General features: G+C 66.0%; 24 protein-coding genes, 1 tRNA gene and 1 pseudogene. 6 read left to right on the forward strand and 20 right to left on the reverse strand.

The genetic code is table 11. The features are described from left to right. Positions 1-53: 53 nt before the first annotated feature. From QW881_RS22575 to QW881_RS22595, 5 genes are all read right to left on the reverse strand, one after another. Positions 54-3,209, reverse strand: a complete 3,156-nt coding sequence (locus QW881_RS22575) for a type I restriction endonuclease subunit R (RefSeq protein WP_316158697.1) — start codon at positions 3,207-3,209, stop codon at positions 54-56. A gap of 143 nt (positions 3,210-3,352) precedes the next feature. Then, positions 3,353-4,186 (reverse strand): DUF6615 family protein, encoded by an 834-nt coding sequence (locus tag QW881_RS22580; protein ID WP_316158696.1) that lies wholly within the window; start codon positions 4,184-4,186, stop codon positions 3,353-3,355. A gap of 66 nt (positions 4,187-4,252) precedes the next feature. Next, a complete protein-coding gene (locus tag QW881_RS22585; protein ID WP_316158695.1) occupies positions 4,253-4,510 on the reverse strand; it encodes a hypothetical protein in 258 nt (85 codons plus the stop codon). Then, positions 4,507-5,838, reverse strand: a complete 1,332-nt coding sequence (locus QW881_RS22590) for a restriction endonuclease subunit S (RefSeq protein ID WP_316158694.1) — start codon at positions 5,836-5,838, stop codon at positions 4,507-4,509. The genes QW881_RS22585 and QW881_RS22590 overlap by 4 nt, the downstream gene beginning before the upstream one ends. Then, a complete protein-coding gene (locus QW881_RS22595; RefSeq protein ID WP_316158693.1) occupies positions 5,828-7,423 on the reverse strand; it encodes a class I SAM-dependent DNA methyltransferase in 1,596 nt (531 codons plus the stop codon). Before QW881_RS22595 ends, QW881_RS22590 begins: the two co-directional genes overlap by 11 nt. Positions 7,424-7,793: 370 nt before the next feature. Here QW881_RS22595 and QW881_RS22600 point away from each other — a divergent pair, with 370 nt between their 5' ends. Then, on the forward strand, positions 7,794-9,098 hold the full coding sequence (locus QW881_RS22600; protein WP_316158692.1) for a sorbosone dehydrogenase family protein: 1,305 nt from the start codon (positions 7,794-7,796) through the stop codon (positions 9,096-9,098). A gap of 60 nt (positions 9,099-9,158) precedes the next feature. On the opposite strand, the gene QW881_RS22605 is transcribed toward QW881_RS22600, so the two are convergent. Then, positions 9,159-9,407: a hypothetical protein gene (locus QW881_RS22605; RefSeq protein WP_315777256.1), complete on the reverse strand. Its 249-nt coding sequence runs from the start codon at positions 9,405-9,407 to the stop codon at positions 9,159-9,161. Positions 9,408-9,593: 186 nt separating this feature from the next. On the opposite strand from QW881_RS22605, the gene QW881_RS22610 reads away from it, so the two are divergent. Further along, entirely contained in the window at positions 9,594-9,767 is a 174-nt protein-coding gene (locus tag QW881_RS22610) for a hypothetical protein (RefSeq protein WP_316158691.1), read from the forward strand. A gap of 126 nt (positions 9,768-9,893) precedes the next feature. On the opposite strand, the gene QW881_RS22615 is transcribed toward QW881_RS22610, so the two are convergent. Beyond that, the gene (locus QW881_RS22615; RefSeq protein ID WP_316158690.1) at positions 9,894-10,772 is read right to left on the reverse strand and encodes an NAD-dependent protein deacetylase; all 879 of its coding nucleotides are present in this window, start codon (positions 10,770-10,772) and stop codon (positions 9,894-9,896) included. Positions 10,773-10,818: 46 nt separating this feature from the next. Between QW881_RS22615 and QW881_RS22620 the strand changes: the two genes are divergently transcribed. Beyond that, positions 10,819-10,974 (forward strand): hypothetical protein, encoded by a 156-nt coding sequence (locus QW881_RS22620; RefSeq protein ID WP_315757183.1) that lies wholly within the window; start codon positions 10,819-10,821, stop codon positions 10,972-10,974. A 6-nt stretch (positions 10,975-10,980) separates the two neighbouring features. Here the strand turns inward: QW881_RS22620 and QW881_RS22625 are convergent, their stop codons facing one another. The 5 genes from QW881_RS22625 to QW881_RS22645 are packed head-to-tail and all read right to left on the reverse strand — an operon-like array spanning position 10,981 to position 15,658. Then, the gene (locus tag QW881_RS22625) at positions 10,981-11,886 is read right to left on the reverse strand and encodes a polysaccharide deacetylase family protein (protein ID WP_315757182.1); all 906 of its coding nucleotides are present in this window, start codon (positions 11,884-11,886) and stop codon (positions 10,981-10,983) included. A 4-nt stretch (positions 11,887-11,890) separates the two neighbouring features. Next, positions 11,891-12,691, reverse strand: coding sequence for an ABC transporter permease (locus QW881_RS22630; RefSeq protein WP_315757181.1), 801 nt, complete (start codon positions 12,689-12,691; stop codon positions 11,891-11,893). Next, positions 12,688-13,554 (reverse strand): ABC transporter permease, encoded by an 867-nt coding sequence (locus tag QW881_RS22635; protein WP_315757180.1) that lies wholly within the window; start codon positions 13,552-13,554, stop codon positions 12,688-12,690. The genes QW881_RS22630 and QW881_RS22635 overlap by 4 nt, the downstream gene beginning before the upstream one ends. 2 nt (positions 13,555-13,556) lie before the next feature. After that, positions 13,557-14,627: an ABC transporter ATP-binding protein gene (locus QW881_RS22640; RefSeq protein WP_315757179.1), complete on the reverse strand. Its 1,071-nt coding sequence runs from the start codon at positions 14,625-14,627 to the stop codon at positions 13,557-13,559. Then, complete coding sequence (locus tag QW881_RS22645) at positions 14,624-15,658, reverse strand: extracellular solute-binding protein (protein WP_315757178.1); 1,035 nt, start codon at positions 15,656-15,658, stop codon at positions 14,624-14,626. Before QW881_RS22645 ends, QW881_RS22640 begins: the two co-directional genes overlap by 4 nt. Positions 15,659-15,867: 209 nt before the next feature. Here QW881_RS22645 and QW881_RS22650 point away from each other — a divergent pair, with 209 nt between their 5' ends. Beyond that, positions 15,868-16,608, forward strand: coding sequence for a GntR family transcriptional regulator (locus tag QW881_RS22650; RefSeq protein WP_315757177.1), 741 nt, complete (start codon positions 15,868-15,870; stop codon positions 16,606-16,608). A 19-nt stretch (positions 16,609-16,627) separates the two neighbouring features. Here QW881_RS22650 and QW881_RS22655 read toward each other — a convergent pair whose 3' ends face one another. The 3 genes from QW881_RS22655 to QW881_RS22665 all read right to left on the reverse strand — a co-directional run bounded on the left by QW881_RS22655 (position 16,628) and on the right by QW881_RS22665 (position 20,796). Then, a complete protein-coding gene (locus QW881_RS22655; RefSeq protein ID WP_315757176.1) occupies positions 16,628-18,247 on the reverse strand; it encodes a hypothetical protein in 1,620 nt (539 codons plus the stop codon). Positions 18,248-18,398: 151 nt separating this feature from the next. Continuing rightward, positions 18,399-19,907 (reverse strand): bifunctional class I SAM-dependent methyltransferase/glycosyltransferase family 2 protein, encoded by a 1,509-nt coding sequence (locus QW881_RS22660; protein ID WP_315757175.1) that lies wholly within the window; start codon positions 19,905-19,907, stop codon positions 18,399-18,401. A 391-nt stretch (positions 19,908-20,298) separates the two neighbouring features. Beyond that, positions 20,299-20,796, reverse strand: coding sequence for a YchJ family protein (locus QW881_RS22665; RefSeq protein ID WP_315757174.1), 498 nt, complete (start codon positions 20,794-20,796; stop codon positions 20,299-20,301). 501 nt (positions 20,797-21,297) lie between these two features. Between QW881_RS22665 and QW881_RS22670 the strand changes: the two genes are divergently transcribed. Next, positions 21,298-22,332 (forward strand): hypothetical protein, encoded by a 1,035-nt coding sequence (locus QW881_RS22670; RefSeq protein ID WP_315757173.1) that lies wholly within the window; start codon positions 21,298-21,300, stop codon positions 22,330-22,332. A gap of 41 nt (positions 22,333-22,373) precedes the next feature. On the opposite strand, the gene QW881_RS22675 is transcribed toward QW881_RS22670, so the two are convergent. After that, complete coding sequence (locus QW881_RS22675) at positions 22,374-22,709, reverse strand: MmcQ/YjbR family DNA-binding protein (protein WP_315757172.1); 336 nt, start codon at positions 22,707-22,709, stop codon at positions 22,374-22,376. 190 nt (positions 22,710-22,899) lie between these two features. Here QW881_RS22675 and QW881_RS22680 point away from each other — a divergent pair, with 190 nt between their 5' ends. Beyond that, the gene (locus QW881_RS22680; RefSeq protein WP_315757171.1) at positions 22,900-23,508 is read left to right on the forward strand and encodes a hypothetical protein; all 609 of its coding nucleotides are present in this window, start codon (positions 22,900-22,902) and stop codon (positions 23,506-23,508) included. A 110-nt stretch (positions 23,509-23,618) separates the two neighbouring features. Here the strand turns inward: QW881_RS22680 and QW881_RS22685 are convergent, their stop codons facing one another. The 4 genes and pseudogenes from QW881_RS22685 to QW881_RS22700 form a co-directional block, all read right to left on the reverse strand. Beyond that, entirely contained in the window at positions 23,619-24,377 is a 759-nt protein-coding gene (locus tag QW881_RS22685; protein WP_315757170.1) for a DUF2786 domain-containing protein, read from the reverse strand. A gap of 49 nt (positions 24,378-24,426) precedes the next feature. Beyond that, positions 24,427-24,516 (reverse strand) — tRNA-Ser (locus QW881_RS22690). Positions 24,517-24,760: 244 nt separating this feature from the next. Further along, positions 24,761-25,338 (reverse strand): annotated as a pseudogene (locus QW881_RS22695) (outer membrane protein). Positions 25,339-25,817: 479 nt separating this feature from the next. Then, positions 25,818-26,957, reverse strand: a complete 1,140-nt coding sequence (locus tag QW881_RS22700) for an ROK family protein (RefSeq protein ID WP_315757169.1) — start codon at positions 26,955-26,957, stop codon at positions 25,818-25,820. Positions 26,958-26,982: the final 25 nt, after the last annotated feature.

Consider the following 26,982-nt stretch of genomic DNA (forward strand, 5'->3'; position numbering starts at 1 on the left):
ACGCCGAGAGGCGTGTTCATGGAGAGGGGCGAGCTCCGTATCCGGCGCAGCGCTCACGCCGCCCACTCGCGCGACAGCTCCTCGGCCTGTTCGAGCACCGTCTGAGTCGCCTTCTCCTGCAAGTCGGGTGGGTAGCCGTATTTGCGCAGGATGCGCTTGACCAGGACCCGCAGATGGGCGCGGACATTGTCGCGCATGGTCCAGTCGATCGTGACATTGGCGCGCACCGCCTTGACCAGCTCGCGCGCGATGGTGCGCAGCGCGTCGTCGCCGAGCACCTTCACGGCGCTGTCGTTGGTCTCCAGCGCATCGTAGAATGCCACCTCGTCGTCGCTCAATCCCAACGCCTCGCCGCGCTGCGCCGCATGCCGCATGTCCTTGGCGAGCTGGATCAGTTCCTCGATGATCTTGGCTGTCTCGATGGCGCGGTTCTGATAGCGCCGCAGCGACTGCTCCAGCATCTCGGAGAAGGCGCGCGCCTGCACGACGTTGCGGCGGGAGCGCGTCTTGATCTCGCCCTTCAGGAGCTTCTGCAACAGCTCGACCGCCAGATTCCGCTGCGGCATGCCGCGCACCTCGGCCAGGAATTCATCCGAGAGAATCGAAATGTCCGGCTTCTTCAGGCCCGCAGCCGCGAAGATGTCGATCACTTCGTCGGACGCGACCGCCTTGGAGACGATCTGACGGATCGCGTGATCGATGTCCTCGCTGCTCTTGCTGCCGCCGGGCTCGTTCTTGGCGAGCACCGCGCGCACGGCCTGGAAGAAGCCGACATCGTCGCGGATGCGCAAAGCCTCGGCATGCGGCACCGCGAGCGCAAAGGCCTTCGACAACTCGATCACCGCCTGCATCAGGCGCGCCTTGCCGTTCTCCTGCGCAAGGATGTGCTCCTGCGCTGCGGGCAGCACGGTGAGACGCTGCGCCGGCGTGCCGGTCAGCCAATGCGACCAATCGAAGCCGTGGAACAGGCCGCCGCAGACCTCATATTTTTCGAGCATCACGGCGACGGCCTCGGCCTGATCCAGCGCGGTGCGGCCGGTGCCACCGGCTTCCGTGTAGGTGACGAGCGCGCGGCGCAACTCGTCGGCGAGGCCGAGGTAGTCGACCACGAGGCCGCCGGGCTTGTCCTTGAACACGCGGTTGACGCGCGCGATCGCCTGCATCAGGCCATGGCCGCGCATCGGCTTGTCCAGATACATGGTCGAGAGGCACGGCGCGTCGAAGCCGGTCAGCCACATGTCGCGGACGATGACGATCCTAAAAGGGTCCTTGGCGTCGCGGAAGCGGTCGGCCAAATCCTCGCGCTTCTTCTTGCTGCGCAGATGCGGCTGCATCGGCAGCGGATCGGAGGCCGAGCCGGTCATCACGATCTTGAGCGCGCCCTTGTCGTCGTCGGGATGGTGCCAGTTTGGCCGCAGCTTGACGATCTCGTCATAGAGCGCCACGGCAATGCGCCGGCTCATCACCACGACCATTGCCTTGCCGTCCATCGCCGACAGCCGGGTCTCGAAATGTTCGACCAGATCGCGCGCCACCAACGCGATCCGCGCCTCGGCGCCGACCACCGCTTCGAGCTGCGCCCATTTGCTCTTGAGCCGTTCCTTGCGCTCGGTCTCCTCGCCTTCGGTCGCCTCGTCGAAATCAGGATCGATGTGCGGGCGCTCGGCCTCCTTCAGCGCCAGCTGGGCGAGGCGGCTCTCGTAATAGATCGGCACTGTGGCGCCGTCGATCACGGCACGCTGGATGTCGTAGACGCTGATGTAGTCGCCGAACACGGCGCGCGTATTGGCATCGGCCTGCTCGATCGGCGTCCCGGTGAAACCGATGAAGGAGGCGTGCGGCAGCGCATCGCGCATGTGGCGCGCAAAACCGTCGATGAAATCATATTGGCTGCGATGCGCCTCGTCGGCGATGACGACGACGTTGCGCCGCTCGGACAGGATCGGATGGCGATCGCCGCGCTCCTCCGGAAAGAATTTTTGGATCGTCGTGAACACGACGCCGCCACCGGCGACCGACAGCAGGCTGCGCAGCTCGGCGCGATCGGCCGCCTGCACCGGCGGCTGCCGCAGCAGCTCGCGGCAGCGGGCGAAGGTGCCGAACAACTGATCGTCGAGATCGTTGCGGTCGGTCAGCACGACGATGGTCGGGTTCTCCATCTCAGGCGCCAGGATCACGCGCCCGGCGTAGAACGCCATGGTCAGGCTCTTGCCCGAGCCCTGGGTGTGCCAGACCACGCCGACGCGACGGTCGCCCTCCTCGCCGCCGGCCATTGGCCCGGACTCGAAGCGGCCTCCCGGCTCTGATGCATTCAGAGCCGGAGACCAGCCCTGCTTCGGGATCGCCGCCCGCAAGGTTTCCTCCAGAGCCACGTTGACGGCGTGGAACTGGTGATAGCCGGCCATCTTCTTGATCAGGCCGCCGCGCTCGGGCGCCTCGAACACGATGAAATAGCGGATCAGGTCGAGGAAGCGCCGCTGCTCGAAGACGCCCTCTAGAACCACCTGCAGCTCGGCGAGGCCCTTCGGCTCGTCCCGCCCATTGGTGGTGCGCCAGGGCTTGAACCATTCGCGGTCGGCCCCGAGCGCGCCGATCCGCGCATGCGCGCCGTCGGAGGCCACCAGCGCGGCATTGGTCGCAAACAGCGCCGGAAGCTGCGCCTGATAGGTGCGGAGCTGGTTGAACGCGGCCCAGATGTCGGCGTCCTCGTCGGCCGCGTTCTTCAGCTCGATCACCGCCAGTGGCAGGCCGTTGACGAACAGCACGATGTCCGGCCGGCGCAGATGCTGCCCCTCGGCCACCGTGAACTGGTTGACCGCGAGCCAGTCGTTCTGGCTGGGATCGTCGAAGTCGATCAGCCGCGCCTGCGCGCCGCCGATCGAACCGTCCTTGCGGCGGAATTCGACCGGGACGCCATCGACCAGCAGGCGATGCACCGCGCGATTGCGCTCGACCAGCGACGGCGCATCGAGCCGCATCAGCTTGCGATGGGCCTCCTCCAGCGCCTCATGCGGCAGGCCCGGATTGAGCCGCACCAGCGCCGCCCGCAGCCGGCCATCGAGCACCGCGTCGCGGTAGTTGGGGTCGCTGCGCTCGGCGTCCGGCTGGCCGGCCGCGATGTCAGGACCGTGCCGGACGGCATAGCCAAGCACGCCCAGCCATTCGAGCGCAGCCTCCTCGACGACCGACTCGGTGAAGGCGCTGGACATTCCGACGGGGTGGCTCCATTCTGGCTAAGCGGACTCGCCACTGCCAAGTGGGGGCTGGCTTTTTGGTACCGCTGATTGCCTCGCATCTTTCCACATTTGGTGGCCGCCCGCGAGTAGATTTCTCGTCTACGTTGCGTACGAGACTAGTCGCCGCTAGAGCTCTTGAAAACAACTACCCCCCGAATGCCCCTGGCCGATGCCCTGGCTTCCTTTAGGATCGACTCAACGTCGTATTGTGCGGGATCTCCGGCAAGTAGCTCTCTAACGTAGTTCGGAATGTCACGTCGCTGTGGCAACAACACCTTGTCTAAATCAACGTCATCGAAGCGAGGCGCGATAGTCAACGACCCAGACAAGGCTCCCCTAATCGCTGCCTCTGCGGTCTGGGCCAAATCTTTAGATTTTCCGATTTTCTGACCGCAAACCAAAAGATGCCAAGGGAGAAGATACGGGGCGAGGATGTGTAAGTCGTTACTTCCAGCCCCCTGAATACATTGCGCATGACCAATGAGACAGCCGCTAATCGGCTGGAGGTTTAGCTTGAGAGCTGACGGCCAAACTGATTCCGTGCTGCGCCTTTTGGAGGCAACGTAAAAGCAGTAGACCGGCAACAAGCCATCCTTGCCTGCATTCATGATGAGTGTCGTCATCTGGTCATGCAGATGCCCCTTGGGGTGGTAGTGAAGATGGCTAAAAATTTCACTTGATAGCTTGATTCGCTTGGCCTGCACGCGCATGCCGTAAGCACTTGATCGCCCAACAAACCACCACTCCCAATCCGCACCGATCGCCGCCTCCCTCCGTTTGGAGAAGGATGCGACTGCCACCTCGTGAGGGTGGCGCGTGCGAAGAGCGAGGAGAATGTTCTCCGTGTTCGATTCCTCGCTCCACGGCAGGCCTACCTCGTCAGCGGTGAAAATCCGCCGCCAAGTCTCCTCAGCCAATTCCTTGAACGTGCGGCAGATATCGTCCGTCATACGGTGGCCTCCAGCTCTCGCGGGCAGCATAAGGAGAAGCAGCCGGCCTGAACTTGTAAGCAATATTTACAAGTTGCCACTCAGCCCCAGGCCGTGGCGGGCAGTTGTCAAGGATTCCTTGACAACTGAACTCTCCGACAACTCCTTGTCCTTGAATATGTTTTTCAGGTACAGGCTGACGTTCTGCTTGGTCGTCTCGAACAGCCGGGCGATCTCGGCCTGGGCCAACCAAACCGTGCCGCCGACCATCCGCAACTGGATCGCGACGCGCCCGTCCTCGGTGCGGCCGAGGATCAACTCGGCGCGGGACGGACTCTCGCTCATGCCACCGCCTCGACGATCTTCTCGGCGGCCTTCACCCGCAATTCGCCGGAGATGAGCTTGGGGAGGAGAGTGTCGCGCAGGGCGGCTAAAGTTTTGGACTGCTCGCAATTGGCCAGTATGCGGCCGAACCAGGGACTTACGATCTGCTCGAAGCGGGCGATCACTGGCTCAGGAGCAAGAACAGAGCGGGCGTTCTTAAAGGTGCTGGTAGTGATCGTATCGAACACTGAGCCATGAGCGGCATGGACGAGTTCACGAACTTCCTCACTCAGTTGGCAATACAGCGCAAACGGCGCGCCAATGTCGCTCCAGAGCGCATAACATGTCTGGTTCATTGCCATCTCGCGACCGAACAAGACCATCCTGCCTGTTGTCGCTCCTCGGGCAACGACCACAGAAGCGAAACGAGGAATGAGCTGTGTAGCGCTGTTGTTCAGTCCGTTCTCGGTAATCGTTCTTTCCGTTTCAATCAAGAACGCTTCTTTGCATTGAGAGACATCCTTCGCACTCGCCCATTTGATGTTCCCATCCCAATATTGCGATCGCTCCGTTTTGGGCGTTCCGCCACTCAGGAGTGTTGCTTGGTCCAGGAGCGAAGCAATTCGCCATCCTTTAGGAATTTCCCCGCGATCAGACTCAACAAATTCACCTGAGAAAAGATCGCTCATGTCATCGGGTAGACCCACGCACCCTCCCGCCGCTTTCGCCCGCACCGGATCGAAATCCACAAACCACGACTTGAACAGCGCCCGCGCCATCGCCTCCAGCGTTTCGTTCATGCGCCGGTTCAGCTCGATCTTGTCGTCGAGCGTGCCGAGGATGTGGGCGATAGCACGCTGCTCGCCGATGGACGGCAAGAACAATGGCATGCGCTCGATTATGGCTTGATTTAAGGAAGCCATAGTTGTGCCGGTCGCATGTTGAATTAGCCAGGAACGCGCCTCAGAACTCTGGAGATGATACGCGACGAATCTTGCGTCACATGTATTCGGAAGTCGGAGCCTTATCCCATCCGAACCTAAGAACCAGCCGGCCTGGTCGGGCTTAACCAAGGCGGAACGATCGACTGCGCCCTTCCGTCCGAATACAATATCTCCCGCTTCAAGGACATACTCTGGGAGCCTCTTAACAACTTCGGTAGGTGCTCTGGGTGTCTTGGCATGAACACGCAACGTCCCATACCCTACCTCTCCCACGGAAATCAGCGGCACCCCTTCAGTCGAATATTCCTTCGCCTTCAATGCAGTGCCAAAGGGGCCAGTTTTTACGCTTCCACCTTTCGTAGCGAGTAATTCCCCGATTGTCGTTTCTGTCCACTCACCCGCCATACCCGAGCTCCCTCAGGTTGGCCGCAATCGCCGCATCCAGCTTCACCGCCTCCGCCTGTTGCTCCCGCAACGTCGACGCCAGCCGCCCCATCTTCTGCTCGAACGGCTCATCGTCCTCCTCGGCGGCCGCAGCGCCGACGTAACGGCCGGGCGTCAGCACGTGGCCGTGCTGCTTGATGTCCTCCAGCGCGGCCGACTTGCAGAAGCCCGGCACGTCCTCATACACGCCGGCATCCTTGTCGCCGCGCCATGCGTGGTAGGTGCCAGCGATCTTGGCGATGTCTGCGTCGGTCAATTCACGCCGAACGCGTTCGACCAGCGTGCCCATCTTGCGCGCGTCGATGAACAGCGTCTCGCCGCGGCGGTCGCGGAAGCGGCCATTACTCTTGCTGCGCGTAAGGACCCAGAGGCAGACCGGAATTGGCGTCGAGTAGAACAACTGCCCGGGCAGCGCCACCATGCAGTCGACGAGATCGGCCTCGACGATCGCCTTCCTGATCTCGCCTTCGCCGGACTGGTTCGACGACATCGAGCCGTTGGCGAGTACGAAGCCGGCGAGGCCTGATGGTGCGAGGTGGTGGATGAAGTGCTGCACCCAGGCGAAATTGGCGTTGCCGGCGGGCGGCACGCCATAGACCCAGCGCTTGTCGTCCTTCAGGAGGTCGCCGCGCCAGTCGGAATCGTTGAACGGCGGATTGGCCAGCACGTAGTCGGCCTTGAGGTCCGGATGGCCGTCATTGTGGAAGGTGTCGCCATGGGCGATGTGGGCGTCGATGCCGCGGATGGCGAGGTTCATCTTGGCGAGCCGCCAGGTCGTGTAGTTCGACTCTTGGCCCCAGATCGAGATGTCGTGCCGCGCCTTGCCGCCATTGCCGTTGCCGCTGGCATGGGCGTGGATGAAGTTCTCGCTCTGTACGAACATGCCGCCGGAGCCGCAGCAGGGATCGTAGACCCGGCCCTTGTAGGGGGCGAGCATCTCGACCAGCACGCGGACGACATGGGACGGCGTGTAGAACTGGCCGCCGCTCTTGCCCTCGGCGCTGGCGAAACGGTTGAGGAAATATTCGTAGACGCGGCCGAGCGTATCCTTGGCGCGATCGGCCGGTGCGCCCAACGCGATGTCGGAGACGAGATTGATGATCTGGCCGAGGCGCTGCTTGTCCAGCCCGGGGCGGGCATAGTCCTTCGGCAGCACACCCTTCAGCGATGGATTGTCGCGCTCGATCGCGGCCATGGCGTCGTCGATGAGCTGGCCGATGGTCGGCTGCGGCGCCATGCCCTTCAGATAGCTCCAGCGCGCCTCCGGCGGCACCCAGAAGATGTTTTCCGCGCGGTACTCGTCGGGATCCTCCGGATCGGCGCCATCCGTGCGCTGGGCCTCCAGCTCGGCATGCTTGGCCTCGAAGGCGTCGGAGATGTATTTCAGGAAGATCAGCCCCAGCACGACGTGCTTGTACTCGGCCGCATCCATGTTGTTGCGCAGCGCGTCCGCCGCGGCCCACAGCTTGGCCTCGAAGGCGACGCCGTCGCTGGCCTGATGGGCTTGGTCCGACGAGCTCTTTTTCTTGGAGGGGGTTCGCGCCATGTCGTCCGTTGGTTCGATGGGAGCGGGTTAACAATCCGGGAGTTTGGTGGTCGATGATTTGAGAGGGGGATGCAAGTCCCTCTTGAGGCGCTGTGGAGATTGCGCGTTGGAAGATCGCACGGTTGCGGATTGGGACCAAATCGATAGACCGCCCTCGTGGACCCCCACCCCCGACCCCTCCCCGCAAGGGGGAGGGGAGCGCTGGCAGCTCGTTGTTGGGTGGCGTCGCCTCGGTTCCGCAGCCCCCATCCGCGGCGCACGCAGTTGTCACGTTGAGCATGGTAGATCATAACGGCTCGGCCTTTTCCGCCATCCCGCGATGGCCCGTCATCCACCGTATCCGTCTTCTGCCAAGCCCCACAGGACTCCCATGACAACCCTCTCCTCCATCGTCGCGCGCGGTGTCGCGCTGGTTGGCAATGCGGCGCTGCAGTGGCGCAAGTTGCAGGGGGAGACGCCGCAGCCGGCCTGGGGCGCGCAACCGCAGATTCCCGTCGCGAAGCCGCAGGGGCTGCTGCCGACCTTGAAGATGCCGACGGCGCGCGGCTGGCAGGACGGCGAAAAGCCGGTGGCGGCGGCGGGGCTGAAGGTGAATGCGTTCGCGACCGGGCTCGATCATCCGCGCTGGATCTACGTGATGCCGGACAAGTCGGTGCTGATCGCCGAGGCCACCCAGATTCCGAGCCCGGTGCGCAACATGTTCGGCTACGCGATGCAGGCGACGATGCGCCGCGCCGCAGCCCTCGGTGTCAGCGCCAACCGCATCACCCGGCTGGTCGATGCCGACAGCGACGGCGCGGCCGAGCGCCGCAATGCCTTCATGGAAAATCTCAGCCAGCCGTTCGGCATGGCGCTGGTCGGCAGCACCTTCTATGTCGGCAACACCGACGGCATCGTCGCCTTCCCCTATTCTGCGGGCGCCGAGCGCATCACTGCGCAGGGCCAGCGGCTGACGACGTTCAAGCCGGGCGGACACTGGACGCGCAGCCTTTTGGTCAGCCCTGACGGCAGCAAGCTCTATGCCGGCGTCGGATCGCTCACCAACATCGCCGAGCAGGGCTTCGAGGTCGAGGAGGGCCGCGCCTGCATCTATGAGCTGGACATCGCCAGCGGTGCGAGCCGCATCTTCGCGGCGGGCCTGCGCAACGCGGTGGGGCTGGCGTTCGAGCCACAGACGCGGGCGCTGTGGACCGTCGTCAACGAGCGCGACGGGCTCGGCGACGAGACGCCGCCGGACTACCTGACCTCGGTGCGCGAGGGCGGCTTCTATGGCTGGCCCTATTGCTACTGGGGCAGGACGGTCGACGACCGGGTGCCGCAGGACGCGAGCCTGGTCGCGACCGCGCTGACGCCGGACTACGCGCTCGGCGGCCACACCGCCTCGCTCGGCCTGTGCTGGCTGCCGGCGGGCACCCTGCCCGGCTTCCCCGAGGGCATGGTGATCGGCCAGCACGGCTCGTGGAATCGCAGCAAGCTGTCCGGCTACAAGGTCGTGTTCATTCCGTTCGAGAACGGCCGACCGTCGGGCCCGGCGCGCGACATCCTCTCCGGCTTCCTGGCGCCGGACGAGAGCTTCTCCTATGGCCGGCCGGTCGGTGTCGTCATCGGCCCGGACGGATCGCTGCTGGTGGCCGACGACGTCGGCAACTGCATCTGGCGCGTGACCGGGGCGTGAGCCTCGCAAGCGAAGGCCGAGGCCGCGATCGGCCTCGGCCTTGCGCATGTGCCGCCATGCTCAGTCGTGGCCGTAGTATTGGCGATTGCAGTAGCGGCGGCCGGCTTCGTGCTTCGCCGCACGCTGGGCCGGCGTGGCGTTTGCCGGGATCAGGAAGTTGCCGCTCGCAAACAGCTGCAGGCAGTTGACGTAGTTCTTGTTGCCGAGCCATTCCCAGCCGGCAGACGCCGGCGATGTCGATGCTGATGCGAGCAGGCTCGCGCCCGCGACGATGGCGGCGGCGGCGAAAAGACGAATGCTGGACGTCATGACCTTGTCCCTCGTTGCTTGAGGCTGCCCCTGCAGCCCATGCGAGGATCATGACGGTCAGGGCGCGCGGCTTCCGTGATCATCCGCACAGAGAGCGATGATGCCGCATGGACGGGGCCGCGGCGCTCCGCCGCGGAACAAGCATCACGCCCGCGACGTTGTCCGACACAGCGACAGGAGAGTTCCATGGCCGACAACGTCAATCCCGATCAGAAGCAGCCGGGCGAGCATCACGAAGGCAAGTTCCACTACAATCCAGGCAACCAGGCCGGCAAGACGGTCGAGGTCGGCAAGCCCGAGAGCGAGCAGGTCAACAACAAGGACCGCATCGAGAACCGCGAGAAGCCGCAGTCGCGGTGAGGCAGCCCCCTGGACTTGATTTCTCGTCATGCCCGGGCTTGACCCGGGCATCCATCTCTACCGCGACAAGACAGCTGGATGGCGGGGATCAAGCCCGGCCATGACGGCGGAGAGAGTAGGCCCGCCCTACCCTTTCAGCAGGAACGCCAGCGCCTCGTCACAGGGCGCCGCGACCTTCAGAGACAACAAATCATCCGCACGCGTCCGGCCGAGATTGACGGCGGCGATGGGGATCGCGCGGTCGGCGGCGGCGCGGACGAAGCGGAAGCCGGAATAGACCATCAGCGACGTGCCGACCACGAGCATGGCATCGGCCTGATCGACCTGTTCGCGCGCCGTGGCGACGACCTCGCGCGGCACGGTCTCGCCGAAGAAAACGACGTCGGGCTTGAGGATGCCGCCGCAGGCGCGACAGGCCGGAACGGAGAACCCGGCGAAATCGACCCCGTCGAGATCGGCGTCGCCATCGGGCGCATCGGCGGCATCATGCGCCAGCCAACGCGGATTGGCGCCCGCCAGCTCGTCCTGAAACTGGGCCCGCAACAGCGTCGCGCCGCAACCCATGCAGCGGACGCGGTCGAGCCGGCCGTGCAGATCGATGACGTTGCTGTTGCCTGCGGCCTGGTGCAGCCGGTCGACATTCTGCGTCACCAGCAAGGCGCAGCGGCCCTGCGCCTCGAGTCGCGCCAGCGCGTGATGCGCGCCGTTCGGCCGGGCGCGGCCGAAGCGCCGCCAGCCGACCATGCTGCGCGCCCAGTAGCGGCGGCGCGTCTCGTCGCTGCCCATGAAGGCCTGATAGGTCACCGGCGGGGTGCGCTTCCACTGCCCGTCATTGTCGCGATAATCGGGGATGCCCGAATTGGTGCTGCAGCCGGCGCCGGTGAGCACGACGATGCGGCGGTGATTGTCGAGAAAGGATTTCAGCGCGGTGGGATCGACCATGGCGCAGATGTAGTCGCCGGAACCGGCCTGCGCCAGTCCGCCACGCCTGCGTCGGGATCGCATGAACCATTGCGCTCGCCCGATCTTATCCCGGCGGGAGGACCCTGCCATGACACCACGCAACGGACATGACCGCGGATTGTGGCCGCTCGACGCGGACGAACGGGATGGCGCGCCGATCGACGACGAGCGCGACCTCGACACTGGCGAGGGCGGCACCATCGAGGTGCCGCTGCGGGATGAGGACATCGCCAACGACGATTGACCGCGCTCACGATTCCGGCGGCACCGTCGCCAGCCAGTGCCGGGCGATGTCCGCGCGCGGCGCGATCCACGCCGCACCACTGCCTGTGATGTGATTGAGGATGCGGTCGAGCGCGCCGATCCGGCCGGGGCGGCCAATCATGCGCAGATGCAGCCCGATCGACAGCATCTTCGGCGCCGTCGCGCCCTCGCGGGCCAGCCAATCGAAGGCGTCGATGACGTAGTCGGCGAAATCGGCGCCGCGGAAGCGCGAGCCGTTGAAGAACTGCATGTCGTTGCTGTCGAAGGCGTAGGGCAGCACCAGATGCGGCCGGCCGGCGACGGCGACATAGTACGGCAGGTCGTCATTGTAGGCGTCGCTGTCATAGAGGAAGCCGCCCTGCTCGACCAGCAGCCGGCGCGTGTTCGCCGACGCCGCCGAGCGCGTATGCCAGCCGAGCGGACGCTTTCCGGTGACGCGCTGGATCGTCTCGACCGTGCGCGCGATCACCCGGCGCTCCTCAGTCTCGCCCATGCCGGCGTGGCTCTGCCAGCGCCAGCCATGCGCCGACACCTCGTGGCCGCGCGCCACGGCATCACGGGCGAGCTCCGGCGAGCGCTCGACGGCGCGGCCGCAGGCGCTGACCGTGACCTTGACGCCGTGGGCGTCGAACAGGTCCATGATGCGCCACCACGCCGCGCGCGTGCCGTATTCGAAATGGCTGTCGATACAGGGGTCGGGGCCGTCCAGCCGATGCACGACCTCGTAGATCGCCTCGTTGCTCGGATCGCCGTCGCACACCGAGAATTCCGAGCCCTCCTCGAAATTCACCACCAGCGACACCGCGACGCGTGCGTCGTCGCGCCAGCGCGGATGCGGCGGCCTGCCGGCATAACCCGTGAGATCGCGGCGGAAAACAGGCTGTGGGGTCATCGTGTCAATCCGCGGTTCCTGCCATGCGGTGCAGGCCGACCAGGCGGTCGCTGATCAGCAGCAGCACCAGGGTGCCAGCGAGAATGAGGGTGGACAGCGCCGCGAGCGTCGGATCGGGCGCCTCCTCGAGATATTGCAGCATGCGGATCGGCAGCGTTTTCGAGCGCACGTCGGTGAGAAAGATCGAGACGGGATAGTTGTCGAACGAGGCCAACAGGCTGAACAGGCCGGAGATCAGGAACGACGGCGCCAGCGCCGGCACCATCACGCGCAGCACGCTGCCGGAATAGGTGCAGCCGAGCGTGCGCGCGGCTTCAATGAGGGTGAAGTCGAAGCGCGAGAGGCCTGCGATCATCGTGCGGGCGACATAGGGCAAGGTCACCACGAGATGGGCCACCAGCAGCGCGCTCCAGGTCGCGGTGAAACCGATCATGCGGAAATACTGCAACAGCGCGATGCCGAGCACGAGACCCGGCATCATCAAAGGCGATACGAGCAGCGTCCCGATCGCGGTTGCACCCGGCAGTCTGCCCCGGGCGATCGCGATCGCGGCAAGCGTGCCGGCGACCAGCGAGAGCGCGGTCGACAGCAGTGCGATCTGCAGCGACAGAGATAACGACGGCCAGAAACCGTCGAGCCGCCCGATGCGGCCATACCAGCGCAGCGAGGCGCCCGACAGCGGCAGGTCGAACACGGGCGTCGGCGAGATTGACGCGGCCGCGATCACCACAAGCGGCAGCACCAGGAACAGCGCGAGGCCCATCGCGAGCAGCCAGCAGATGATGATGGCGACGCGCGTCGTCATTTCGGCTCCCGCGACGGCAGCGTGCTGAGCGCGACGACGATGACCGCAATCGCCAACAGCACGACGCCGGCGGCGGCGCCGAAGCCGGGCTCGCGCGCCAGCAGATAGGCCCTGGCGATGGTGGTGGCGAGCGTCGGATATTTCTCGCCGATCAGAAGCGTCGGCACCACATAGGCCGACACCGACAGCGAGAACACCAGCGCCACGCCAGCAATGATGCCGGGCAAGGTCAGCGGCAGGATGACGCGAAAGAACACGACGAGCGGCGAGGCGCCGAGCGTCGCCGCGGCTTCCGCGTAGCGGCCATCGAGCTGCGCGACGACGGCGTAGATCGGCAGCACCATGAACGGCAGGAAGATGTTGACGGCACCTGTTATCAGCGCGGTCTGGGTGAAGATCATGCGGATCGGATCCTCGATGATCCCGAGCGCGATCAGCACGGTGTTGATGAGGCCGTCGCTGCGCAACAGGATGGTCCAGGCGAACGCCTTGACGATAACGGAGGCTGCGAGCGGCAGGAACAGGGTTGCCAGCAGGATCGAACGCAACGCGCCGCGGGCGCGGGCCAGCGCGAAGGCGGCTGGATAAGAGATGAGGAAGGCGATCAGCGTCGTCAGCAGGCCGAGCCGCAGCGAATTCCAGATGATTCCGAGATAATAGGGCGTACCGAGCAGCCTCGTGTAGTTCGCCGACGTGATGCCGCCTTTGCCATCGAGAACACTGACGCCGAGCAGCAGCGCCAAGGGCAGCACGAACACCAGCGCGATGATCAGCGCCGATGGCGCGACGAAGCCGAACGCGGCGAACCGCTCGCGATCCGGCGCGGGCTTGACGATGGGCGCTGATAACACGGCATCGGTCATGGTCAGGCCTCGGCGGCGAAGGCGAAGGTTTCGGTCACCGGCCATGCGAAGCGGACCTCGTCGTGCACGCGCGGCAGCTCGGCCTCGCGCCCCGACAGCTCAGCGAGCAGGCTCGCGCCGGCGCCGGCATCGACATCCACGAGAGTCCGCGAGCCCTGAAACACGACGGAGCGCACCCGTCCGGCCGCGGAGTTGGCACCGTCTCCGGCGCCGAGACGCAATTGCTCCGGCCGCGTCGCGACGATCACCGAGGCGCCGGGCTGAAACGCGCCGCGCGCCGACAGACGGCCGACCGGCGTCACGACGTCCACCGTGCCGTCATGCGCGCCGACCACCTGGCCCGCGATGCGCGTCGACAGTCCGACGAAGTTGAGCGCGAACAAACTCGCAGGCCGGGCATAGAGCTCGCGCGGCTCGGCGAGCTGCTCGATGCGGCCCCTGTTCATGACCGCGACGCGGTCCGACATGGTCAGCGCCTCGTCCTGGTCGTGGGTGACGAAGATCGCGGTCGCCTTGACCTCCTGCAGCAGGCGGCGCAGCTCGACCTGCATCTCCTCGCGCAGCTTGCGATCGAGCGCCGACAGCGCCTCGTCGAACAGCAGCACGTCCGGCTCGACCGCGATCGCCCGCGCCAGCGCGACGCGCTGCTGCTGGCCGCCGGACAGCGCCGAGATGCGACGGCCGCCGAGATGGCTGAGCTTGACCAGCGCGAGCGCGCGCTCGACCGCGCGGTCGGTCTCGGCCTTGGGCGTGCCGCGCACCTTCAGTCCGAAGGCGACGTTGCCGGCGACGGTGAGATGCGGAAACAGCGCATAGCTCTGGAACACGACGCCGACATTGCGCCGGTGCGGCGGCACATGGGTGACGTCGCGCCCGGCGAGCGCGATCGTTCCGGTGTCGGGCGGCGCGAGGCCGGCGATCGCGCGCAGCAAGGTGGTCTTGCCGCAGCCGGACGGGCCGAGCAGGGTCACCAGCTCGCCGCGGCGGATGGTGAGATCGACGCGATCGAGCACGGTCGCCGCGCCAAACCGCTTCGAGACCCCGCTGATGACGAGATGCGGCGCGGCGCTCATGTCATCTCCTTGCTCCAGCGGTCGACCCAGCCGGCGCGGTTCTTCGCGATGAAGGCCCAGTCGGGCGCGAACAATGTCGCGGGATCGGGATAGCCGGCCGGCAACGGCGTGGCCTGATTGGTCGGCGCGATGAAGGCCGTCTTGGCGAGAATGCTCTGCGCCTCCGGGCTGAGATAGAAGTCGATCACGGCGTCGGCGAGATCGCCGGCCGGCGCGCCGCTCACCTTGGCGATGCCCGACGGCATCGAGAAGCCGCCATCCCTGGGAATCGCGAGATCGACCGGCGAGCCGTCCGCTTTCCGGATCAGCGTGTAGGCCGAGAACTGGCCGCCGATCATCCAGGCCTCGCCCTGCTCCAGCAGATTGATGGCCTGCGGCGCATTGGTATAGACGTTCAGAAGATTGGCCTTCAGGCTCTTGATCTTCTTGAATCCGGCATCGATCTCGTATTGCGCTTCCTTGTAGGGCTTGCCGGTCTCGAGATGCGCGGCAGCGAGCAGCGTCCAGAACCCTTCGGTGTTGGACAGCGACGGCACGACGATCTTGGAGTCGTACTTCGCATCCCACAGCTCGGCCCAACTGCTAGGTGCCGTCTTCATGCGCCTGGTGGAATAGGCGATGCCCACCCACGGCTTCTGGTAGTTGGCCCACATCCCGTCCTGGTGCACGGCGTCGTCGACCAGCTTGCCGAGATTGGGAATGGCCGACGACGACATCCTGGTGATCAGCCCTTCGGCAGCGGCCGGCAGCATCACCGGATCATCCATGATCACGACCGAGATCTTCGGGCTGGCCTTGTCGGCCTGCATCTTCTGCAGATTGGTCAGCGAGTTCGTGCCCTCATAGAGCACCTTGCAGTCGAGCTTCTTCTCCAGCACCGGAAACAGATCGGCGTTGAAATATTTGGCGGCGCCGGCGGGGCCGCCGATCACGATCTCTTTGGGGGCGGCGCGCACCAGTGCGGGCGCGGCAAGGGTGGCGGCGAAGGCCGCACCGGTTTTCAGGAGGCTGCGGCGGGAGAAGGGGTGCATGAGAGGATCCCGTGTGAGCTGTCGCGTGACGTGTCACGAGGAGTCAGCAAGCGCCGTGCCAAATGTGCACATTTTTTGATTCATCAATGAGACCATCGCTCTGAGCTATTTCTCGATCCGCTTCTCGACCGGCCCCCTCCCCGGTCGCGAGCATAATGTGCACATTTTTTGGAGGTGACCTGCCGCGGCTTTGGGCCTAGCTACGGAGCATGGCGAAGCGAGCGCAGCGAATCGGGAAGGCCAATCCCGCCGAGGACGAGGCGGTGTATCAGGCCATCCTGCGCGCGCTGCTGGAGGGCAAACTCAAGGCCGGCACCAAGCTCGCCGAGACGCCGCTGGCGGCGATCTTCGGCGTGTCGCGCGAGCGCATCCGCAAGGTGCTGCACCGCCTCGGCGCCGAGCGGCGGCTGGAGATGATCCCGAACCGCGGCGCGCGGGTGCCGCGGCCGACGCTCGATGATATCAGACGGGTCTATGAGGCGCATCGCGTGCTCGAGGCCGGCGTGCTCAGCCAGTTGGTGCTGCGGATCGACGATGGTTTGCTCGCCCGGCTCGACGCGCATCTGGCGGAGGAGCGCGCAGCGGCGCGGCGCGGCGATCGCGCGACCTCGGTGCGGCTGTCCGGCGCCTTCCACGTCCACCTCGTCGACTCCATCGGCAATCCGGAATTGTCGCGCATGCTCGGCGATCTGCTCAGCCGCTCCTCGGTGATGGTGTCGGTGTACGAGCCGGCGGCGCAGTCGATCTGCGCGGTCGACGAGCATGGCGCCATCGTCGCGGCGCTGCGCGACCGCGACCTGATGCGCGCGATCGCGGTGTCGCGCGAGCACTTCCTGCATGTCGAGGGCCGGCTGCGGCTCGACGAGTGCCCGGCGCCCGACGGCGCGGATCTCGCGGCGATCTTTGCGCCGGTCAAGCCACGCCGCAGGGTGCGATCAGGATTGTCTTGACGCTCCTGAGCGTCGGCCGTCACGTCCTCGGCGGGCTGTTCGGCGGCGCGCACCAGGGCAGCGCCATCCGTGGCATGTAGTGGCCGCTCCACGCGCAGACCTCCTCAGGCCCCCTGCGCTTGAGCGCCATCTTGACCGGCTCGGCCTGGCTGATGCCGACATGGAGCGCGAGCAGCACCGCGCCGATCGGATAGGCGAAGCGGGAAAAGCGCAGGTCCGACAGACGATCGAGCAGGACCATGCCGGCGATGATGATCAGGGGATCGGTGACGACGAAGTACTCGACCTTCAGCCCGCGGCGGACGCCGAGCGTGTCGATGCTGATGGCCGCCAGCATCAGGAGGACGGCTTGGATGGCCGCCTGCCGCTCACCGCGGCGCCAGGCCATGACGATGCCGGGGATGATCAGCCAGGTCAGGAACACGGCGGGGCGGGCCGACGATTGCAGCACGAAGGTGTAGCGCCGGATGACCCCGAGGACGCCGGACAGCAACAGGCCGATCGCACCGCCCAGGCTGCCGGCGGCCTCGGGCGCATCGACATAGGTGATCATCTTCTCGAGCGGATTGAGCACGACCACGACATCGTTGATGTCGTAGCTCAACTTCAGTGCCAGCAGGCCGAGGCTTGCGCCGGCCACCACCGCCAGCAGCGCCGCGACGGTCTCGGCCGCGCTCACGCGCCATAACCACGCGAAGGCGGCCATGCAGACCGCGACCACGCCGAGCAGCGCGAACTGATAGAGGCCGAAGCGGCCGAGCAGCATCGGCTTGAGGCCGGCAGCCGTCGCATTGACGGGGTCGAAGCCGGCGGCGACCAGCGGCCAGGCGGCGATCGCGGCGACGATCGCCGCCACGGCTGCGACCATGACGGCCGCCCACGCGCGCGAGCTTTGCCAGAACGCCACGCTTGCGCTCGTCCCCGTCCCGAACGGCAACAGCAGCACGGGAATGGCGGCGATCAGCAGGATCGCATGCACCTTGTTCTCCAGGCCGAGCATGCAGAGCAGCGCGGCGAGTCCGACGGCGAGCGGCCGCGTCAGGCTGGCGCGGCGCGCGACCGCGATCAGGATCATCAGCGCGAGGATGCAGAACGACGCCGCCATCATCTCGCTGCGCAGGATGCGCAGATGCATCTGCACGCCGCCGGAAAATACGAAGGCCGTGACGGCGAGCATGGCGATGCGCCAATCGGACACCAGCCGGCGCGCCAGCCAGGCAAAGGCCAGGATGAGGCCCGCCGCCGTCAGCAGCGCGGCGACGCGTCCGGCATGGACGGCGCCGGTCATCGCGACATCGAAGACGGCGTGATCGGCGGGGATCGCCGACAATGTCCAGGCCTCGAGCAGGCCGAGCCGATGCAGCAGCGCGAACCAGGTCTTGACTGAGAGGATGGTGAGATAGGCCGGGTGATCGAAGAAGGCCTGCGCGCCGCCATCGTTGATCGCGAGCGCGTTGTAGATCACCATGAAGTCCATGTCGGCATTGCGCCAATAGACGGTGAAATAGCCGACGGCCAGGAACGACACGAGCGACAGCAGCAGCGCGACCGCGACGCCGCCGTGCCAGCCGAAGCGCATCAGGCGATCGAAGGCGTCACGAGGCGGATTCGATGTTTTCGTAATCGTTTTCTTCGTCATGCGCGGGCTTGTCCCGCGCATCCACGTCGTCCTTCCTCGGCGAACGAAGGCGTGGAAGGCCGGGTCAAGCCCGGCCTTGACGACGTAGGTCGATTGGCGAACGATCGGCGCAGCCTCCTCTGAGGCTGGACACCGCGAACTCCCGTCATCCTCAGATCGCCTTGATCTTGAAGAACGCGAACACGACCATCTTGAGCAGCATCCAGCCGTGGCGGAAGCGGGAGATCTGGGTCTCGCCATAGCTGCGCGCGGCGTAGCGGATCGGCAGGTCGATCGATTTCAGGTTCAGCTTGGAGGCGCCGAAGATCAGGTCGAAATCGCCGAACGGATCGAAATCGCCGAAATAGGCCTTGCCGGCCTTGAGCCTGACATAGTCGCTGCGGCGGAGCACCTTGGTGCCGCACAAGGTGTCGGTGTAGCGCTGGTTCAAGAGCCACGAGAACAGATAGGAGAAGGTCTTGTTGGCGATGAGGTTGAGGAAGCGCATCGCGCCCTCGTCCATCGGATAGACCAGGCGCGAGCCGTTGATGAACTCGCCCTTGCCCGAACGCAGCGCCTCGAAGAACTTCGGCAACTGCTCCGGCGGCATGGTGAGGTCGGCGTCCAGAATCATCAGCACGTCGCCGCGCGCGGCGTCGAACGCGGTGAACACCGCGTCGGCCTTGCCCTTGCCGGGCTGCCGCATCAGCTTGATGTCGTGGTCCGGGAACGCCTGGCGCACCCGCTCCATCTCCTCATAGGTGCCGTCCCTGCTGTGGCCCTCGATGAAGATGATCTCGATGTCCGGGCAGAACGCGGCGATGCGCTGCACCGCGGGCTCGATGTTGCCGCGCTCGTTGCGCGCGGGGATCACCACGGTCGCCGAGCGGACGTCGTCGCTCACGCAGCGGAGCGAGCGCGACACCAGATAGTGCCGCAGCGACAAGGCGCGTAGAATCGGGAGCACGCTGAGGAAGCGGTTGGCGAAACGGCCGAGGCCGTAGAGCCGCAGCGGCGACAGCACGCGCTGCTCGGATTTCACCGGATCGAAATCGGCAAGCTGCGCGAGATTGCGCAGGTCGGCCGGCGACAGCACGTTCTGCTCCGGCTGCGGCATCCGTAGGCCCAGTGCCTCCGCAGCCTTCAGCAACGGATACCAGAGGTGCGAGAAGTAGCCGATGACGAGGCGCGTCTCGCGCGTGCACAAGGGGTGCAACTGCTCGATGAACTGCTGGCAGTCATCGAGCGAACCAATGGTGTCGAGCACCAGAATGACGTCGAACGGGCCGGTGGCGGCGGCGAGCGTGGCCGGATCCTCCGCGTCGCCCAGAATGAAGGTCAGCTCAGGATGCCGGCTGCGGGCGATCTTGATCTGCTTTTCGCTGAAGTCGATGCCGACGCCGTAGGACGGCGCGAGCGATGCCAGGGTGTCGCCGAGGCCGCAGCCGATCTCGAGCACGCGGCTGCCCGGCGGGATCAGGAAGCGCAGATAGCACGCGTCCTCGCTGTGAAAGAACGCCGCCTTGTCGCGCCAGCTGGCGCGCGCATCGGCGAAATCGTTGGCATGGTCGAGGATGGCTGCCTTGCGCGGTGACAGCGCCTTCGTTACCGGCGACAGGGTTGCGGCAACCTGCGACCGCTCGCGTTCGTCCTGCCGGACCTGCTCGTCCAACTCCGCCACCTGATACCACCCCTGTTAGGAACTACGTCCTTCTAGGCCAGCCCGGTTGGGCGGAGTCAAGGCGGCGGCGGAGAAGTCCTCCGCTCTGTTGGCGTCGTGGCGCCCCAGCTCTGACGCGCGACGGAAACGAGCAGACATCGGCCAGCCACAATGAGGTAGCCGCGATCGTTCGCGCCGCATACTTCCGATCTTTGCACCTCATTCGCGCTCGCAACTAAGCGGGCACGGGAAGACCGGCGACGCTGGAGTTGCCAGATTGGCGCCGGCACCAACGGCTTGAGTGCCCGCGCGCCTGCCTTCGCGGGGCACGGAAGCACCTGACGAGCCCGCCGTCGCGGCTCCCCCTCCTATCAACCCAGCGACGCACCGCGATCGAGAAATGCCGCTGCGCTCACCGCCCGCAGCAGAACTTGTATTTCTTGCCGCTACCGCACGGGCATGGATCATTGCGGCCGACCTTCGCGGTGGCAGCCGCCCGCTTCGGCTCCGTGACGACGGCTCGCGCGTCACCCTCGACGAAGCGCCATGCACCGTCGGCGTCGCGGCGGAACTGCGAGACCTCGTGGTGCTCGATGGTCTTGCCGGCCTCGCGATAGCTGGCGACGAAGCTGACGACGCCGTCGGCGTCGCCGGGCTGGCCGCGGACCGACGAGACGATGCGCAGGCCGAGCCATGTCGCGCGTGTCGCCCAATCCTTCGCGGCTACCGCATCGAACGCACCGCGCCGGTCGGCTGCGAGCGTCGCTTCAACATAGCCGATGTCGCCGCGTGTATAGGCCGTATAGCGCGAGCGCATCAGCGTCTCGGCGGTCGGCGGCTGATCGTCACCATGGAGATAGGGACCGCAGCAGCGATCATAGGGAAGACCCGATCCGCAGGGACATTGCATGAGACGACGACAGAGCTCCGATTCCGAGATTCCACCATAGCCCGTTGGCCAGCGCGCGGCACCCTGCGTTCGTCCATCGAACAAAGAACTCGTCACCTCCGGTTGTGACCACAAAGACGCAGTTCTCCGTTGCCGGCGAGCTGACATCCCGACGACGGCCCGGCGTGGTTTCGAAACCGGCGAATCCGTGTTAACCATTGGTTAAGAACAAGGGTGTTGGGCGCACGGCTGACCGGCCCGGCCCCGCGCGGACCAGAACCTTCCGGGCGCCGCCTCATTACGTGGCGCTTGTGACCGCAAGCCCTCCGCATCATCGGCGGATCAGGGCGCGTGAGACGCCAACGATTTCTTCGCGCGACGCCAGCCCGGCCGCAAGAACGAAGGCCCGCCTCGAGGCGGGCCGCTCTCGATTCCCGATCAGACGTGCACCCGATGCCGGCGCGAGACGCGCTGCGTGCAAACGCAGCGTCGCGCCCATCACCACCGATTGGAGCAGCCCCGATGGCTGATGAGTCCGTAGTCGCATCCATCATTCCCTGGCAGCAGCCGAAGACGGCCAAGCCGCGTCCGAAGCGGGCCAAGGTGGTCAAGCCGCGTCCGCGTCCCCGAGCCGACAAGGCGGAGAAGGCCAAGACGGCGGCGCTCGACGACGAGATGCTGGCCTCCGAGACGCTGATCATGCCGGACTTCCTGGAGTTCGTGAACGAGCCGGCGAAGAGCCGGGCGGCGGCCGAGCCGGCACGGACGGAGGCCGCCGCGAGCGCGGCCGCCGCGGCGATCCCCGCAGCAACCGCGCCGACGACGATGACACCGCGGGAAACGCCCGCGGTGATCGAGGGCGAGGTCGTTCCGGCCGCCGCGCCGGTCACTCCGGCCAAGGTCGCACGCGGACGCCTCACCGCCTCGTCGATCCTGCTGCAACTGGCCGCGCTGGCGCTCGCCGCGGTCGGCATGGCGATGAACGGCTGGTTCGCGCATTCGCTCGGCTCGAACAGCACGGCCGGCTGGATGTTTCTCGCGGTCGGGGTCACCGCCGACCTCGTCGCGCTGGTGATGCCGACCTGCGCCGCGAGGCTATGGCAGGGGCGCCATCGCGCCTCGGCACTGACCGGCTGGACGGTGTGGCTGATGACCTTCGTGTTCGCGGTCACCGCCGGCATCGGCTTCGCCTCGACCAACATCAGCGACGTCACCTTGGCGCGCGCCTCCCGGGTCACGCCCGCGGTGCAGGCCGCGCAGACGGCGCTTGCGGATGCCATGACCGCGCGCGACCGCGAGTGCAAGGGCGGCGTTGGCAAGTTCTGTCGGGAGCGCGAGGCCGCCGTCGCCGAACGCCGGCTGGCGCTGGACGCGGCGATATCCACGGTGAGCCAGACCGCCGACCCGCAGACCGAGGCGGCGATCAAGCTTGTGGCGTGGGTGTCGCGCGGCGTGGTGAAGCCCTCCGCCGAGGACTTCATCATGCTCCGCCTGATCCTGCTGGCGCTGCTGCCGCAGATCGGCGGCATCCTGCTGATGGTCGGGCGGAGGGTGTGAGAACCCTTTTCGCCGCCTGCGAATTTCGTTGCGGGGTCGGCTCAGCGCCTGCTGCGGCCGCGTGATCCCTGCGGACGATGCGCGGCGCGCCACGCGCTCTCGAGCACGGGGCGCAGGCAAGCGGCGTCGACATCGGCCAGCGACACGGTGGTCCAGCCCTGATCACCCCATTTGTTCGGGACCCGGCGAAACACGCCGGGCAGCAGGCCGGCATAGTGCTCCTGCTCGTCGGGCGTGAGCAGGACGTTGGCGGATGCGCCATCAGCGGCCAGGGTCGCAAATGTCCGGTGCAGCTTGAACGCGGTGCGATCGAAGTGAGGCGCCTCGGTCGTTCCGGCGAGCGACAAAGCGAGCGTACGAAATTCGTCACCGGTCATCTCGACGCGCCTCGTGCGATCATATTCGAACGATATGACTAGCACCGGCCATGGCGGTCCGCCATGCGGGGCGCACTGCCGCCCTGCACGCGAACGTGATGCCCGGCACCCCGGGGCCTTGATGCATGTCAAAACTATACGACGCCGTTTCTATATGGCTTGTCGCAGGATGGATCAGAGGAGAGCAGCCATGCCGGCACAGAGCACGATGCAGGTCTACCTGAACTGGGCCAGGGAGCGCCTCCACGAGATGGATGCCGCGCTGGAGTCGCTAGGGGTCAAGGCAGTCGAGGTCGAAGCAGCATCCAAGGTGAAGACCGAGGAGATCATGGCGGACTTGAAGAAGCGCCGCAGCGACCTCGAAGCCCTGCTCAAGACGCAGGCAGCGGCCGGCGAAGCCGCGATGGCCAGCGCGAAGACCGAGCTGGACGCGCACTGGGCCGGATTCGAGGCGCAGATGAAGGCCTATTTCGACGCCGCCGGCAAGCAGGCCGCGCAGCAGCAGGCGACCTTCAAGGACATCGCCGCTGCGCAGGCAAAGGCGTGGCGGGAGTCGGCCGACAGGTTTCGCGAGGCGGCGGCCAAGGTGACGACGGTCGGCACCACCGATCTCGACGCCGTGCTGAAGCAGCTCAAATCCGACGCGGCGGAGGCCGGCGCTCATCTCGAGAAGCTGAAGCAGACCGGCAGCGAATCCTGGTCGGTGTTCAGCGCCGCCCTGAACGAATCCCGCAAGGCGTTCGACCAGGCCAACCAGGCGGCCTGGAATGCGTTGAAGGGGCCGGGCGCGAAGAGCTGAGGGCATGCGCTACCGACGATTGCTGCAGCCAACGCTGGTGGCCTGCCCCATCAGCGGCCGATCGGGTCGGACATGCCAGCGATAAGGGCAACGACCGTTAGGGACTGAGTTCAGCTCCCTTTCGGTCCATTTCGTTGCGGCGCTCCGCTGACGCCCGGACTGATCGCGAGCGTGGTGCCCGCGGCACCTCCCGCTTCATAGGCCGCCGTCGACACCATCCGGCTCGTGCTGCGCGCCGACCGCAGCTTCAGATCGAGCTTGCCGAATTCGGCATCGACCATCGAGGTCTTGAGCACGACCAGGCCGCGGCCGCTGCTCTGGTTGACCTGGTCCCGGGCCGCCTTCATCGCCACCAGTCGGTCGGCGATCGACACCACCATGCCGAGCGCGAAGGAGGCGTTGGCGAGATGCCGGTCCTGGTGCCGGAACCGGCGGTACTCGGCCGAGGCCTTGTAGCGGCCGAGCTCGGCGCGCACGGCGTTGTCGATCAATTCCGCCAGATAATGCGCAACCTCGACATCCGCGGGGAGACCGAAGAACACATAGCTCGCCTCGCCGGCCGGGTTTTTCTCGCGCCAAACCCGGCAATCGCAGAAATGCGCGATCGCGCCGATGCAGTCGTCGAGCGGAATGCGCTTCTTGTGATGGGTCTCGTAGACCTTGCGCTCGCACGCCGACGCCCGCAGCTCGAGGTCCGACAGCGACAGGTCGTGGCGATCGAGCAGCTCGGCGACCTTGGCGGCCGCGGACAGCGCCTCGTCCTCGGTGCAGCCATTGGCGATTGTCTTCGCGCGCAAAGCCTGAATGCGGGATTTCAGCTTGTCGAGCGCAACAGGATCGGAGGCGGCAGGATCGAACGTCTGGCTCACCGATCACGGCCCATATGAAGCCCCGCTGGGAGGTGGCGGACGGGGGAACTGGCGGAGAGGGAGGGATTCGAACCCCCGATAGGCTTGCACCTATGCCGCATTTCGAGTGCGGTGCATTCAACCACTCTGCCACCTCTCCAGGCGCAAATCAGGGGCGAGCCCCCGGGTCGGGCGTCGTTCTAGGGCACGATGCAGGGGGTGACAAGGCAGCCGGCCGAATTTTTCCCCGGACCGTCGCGCGGCGCGCGCAGGCCGGTTGCGGTCGCTCGGGGAAGCGAACCGCTCGCGCGGGTCAGTCGGCTATACCGCCCGACCCGCGCGTCCCGAAGGCCCGAGACTGACGCGTGGGCCCTTCGAACACTGTCGACACTGGTGCGCTCCGGTCAGCGGAACAGGTCGAAATGGTAGTTCACGCCGGCCCGCACCGTGTGGATCTTGGCTGCCCGCCAGTCCGGCAGACCGTCGTGCTTGAGGTCGGTGTAGAGATATTCGAGCTTGGCCGACCATTTCGGCAGGAACGCCCATTCGGCACCGCCGCCCGCGGTCCATCCCATCTTCACCTTGCGGATCGGACCGTCCTTCAGCTCGCCGGCCGCGAGGCCCGCAGTGCCGTACAGAAACAGCCGCTGGTCGAGCAGCGTGACGCCGGCGCGGGCGCGGCCGGAGGTCTGCCGACCACGACGAGCGGCGAGAGCTGGTAGTTGTAGCCGGCCTGCAGACCGCCAATAACCCCGGACAGCTTGCCGCCATTGCCGCTCGCAGCATTGGCGAACCCATCATTGCCGGTGAAGGCACCGCCGAGATTGGCGCCGGCATAGAAGCCGGTCCAGGAGAACGGCGCCGCCGCATAGGCCGGCGCCTTGTACGCGGTCGCCGGCAGGTCCGCCGCCTGCGCCCCGCCGCAGGCCAGCGCGGTCACCGCCAGGGCGGCCAGCCAAGATCTCGCGCCTCTGGTCGTCATCTGCTCATATTGGGCGCGAGCGCGCCGTCAAAATCCCACCCCATTTGGGATGCCTTCTTATAAAACCGACTAGACGGTTCGTAAATATGGACTGGCACCATGCTGATGATTGTTTGGTCGTTGCAGGCCGCGATGGCTGGCGGAGGTCGAAAAGGACAAAGGACAAGCAAGAGGGTGGGACCGCCGTACGCTGACACATACCGGCGGTCCCGTGTCGCTACATCTTGGGGAAACCGACGGAAGAGACGGGGGTCAATCCGGCCGGCCTGAGCGACGCCGGCGACCCTGGGCCATCTGCGCGTGCATCGCAATGTGAACCGTTCCTTAACCTAACCAGTCAAGGTTACCGGGTTTCAGGCCATCCGATTGGTTGCACGGCGGTTTTCCGCACGTCTTGGACCGGGGAGGCACCCCCGCTGCAACGCAGCATCGCTCCCTCCCGGCCGCCGAGAGACACAGTGGTGCGGCCGCGCCGACGCTCAATCCTTCTTCTTCTTGGCCGCCTTCTTGTCGTCGCCCTTCTCGTCCTTCGACGTGTCATCCTTGTCCTTGCGACCGTTCTCCTTGCGACGGTTGGTGAAGCGGGCATTACCCAGCCCGGTGCCGATGGTCAGCACGCCCCAGCGCTCGAACTCCTGCATGAACGGCACCTCGGACAGGCCCTGGACGACGCCGTCATTGTGCATGAGCACCGCGGTGTCGTGATCGCCGATCATCGGGATCGCCTCGACCAGGCTGGCCGGAAGGTTGAACTTGCTGCTCTCCCAATTGCCCGGCAGGTTCTGCGCACCCTTCTCGATCGAGCCGTCCTCGCTGATCACGCCGGGACAGGCAATGCCGATGAACGGCGCGAGCCTGAGCCCCTCGGTATCGGCCTCCTCGATTAGGCCCTTCAGCATCTTGGCGAGCCGCTTGACGGCTCCTTCCCGCGTCGGCTCGTCGTCGGCATGGCGCCACAGATCGGACTTCCAGACCGACGCCTTGGACAGGTCCGGCGCCTTCTTCCGGGCGGTCTCGACGACGCCACAGCGGATGTTGGTGCCGCCGATGTCGACCGCGAGGATGCTGTCATGGGCCTCGAAGATCCACGACGGCGCCAGATGCAGCGCGCCGATCAGCCCGGCATCGTCGGGATGGTAGCGGATCGGCTCCAACTCGACGCCGAAGCCCTCGTCCTTGAGGATGATCTCGGTGCGCGCGATGGCGAGCTCGCCGAGCCGGGAATCCCGAAAGCCGCCGCCGACCACGATGCATTCGGTCTTGGCCCAGGCCTTGGTGCGCAGGAAGCGCCGGGTCACATAAGCGAGCTCCTGGGCGAATTCCTCGATCGCCGAATGCACCACCGCCGAAGCCTCGGTGTCGTCGCCGACCAAGATTGCGTCCAGTACCTTCTTGCTGATGGTGTCGCTGTCCTCGTCACCGAACGGGTCCTTGTCGGATTTGCGCAACGGCTTGCGCCAGCGCTCGAGGATCTTGCGGAACGCGCCCTTGGAGGCGCGATCGCCGAGGAAGCCATCTTCGTCCTTGAGTTCGATGTTGAAGCTGTCGATCTCGACCGACGGCAGCCGCGCCGCGCCGTGGCGGGCGATGCCCGTGGTGGTCATGACGTCGTCGGCCATCGGATCCCTGCCGTGCTGTGCGTTG

This window comes from Bradyrhizobium sp. SZCCHNS3016, from assembly GCF_032484535.1.
Taxonomy (GTDB): domain Bacteria; phylum Pseudomonadota; class Alphaproteobacteria; order Rhizobiales; family Xanthobacteraceae; genus Bradyrhizobium.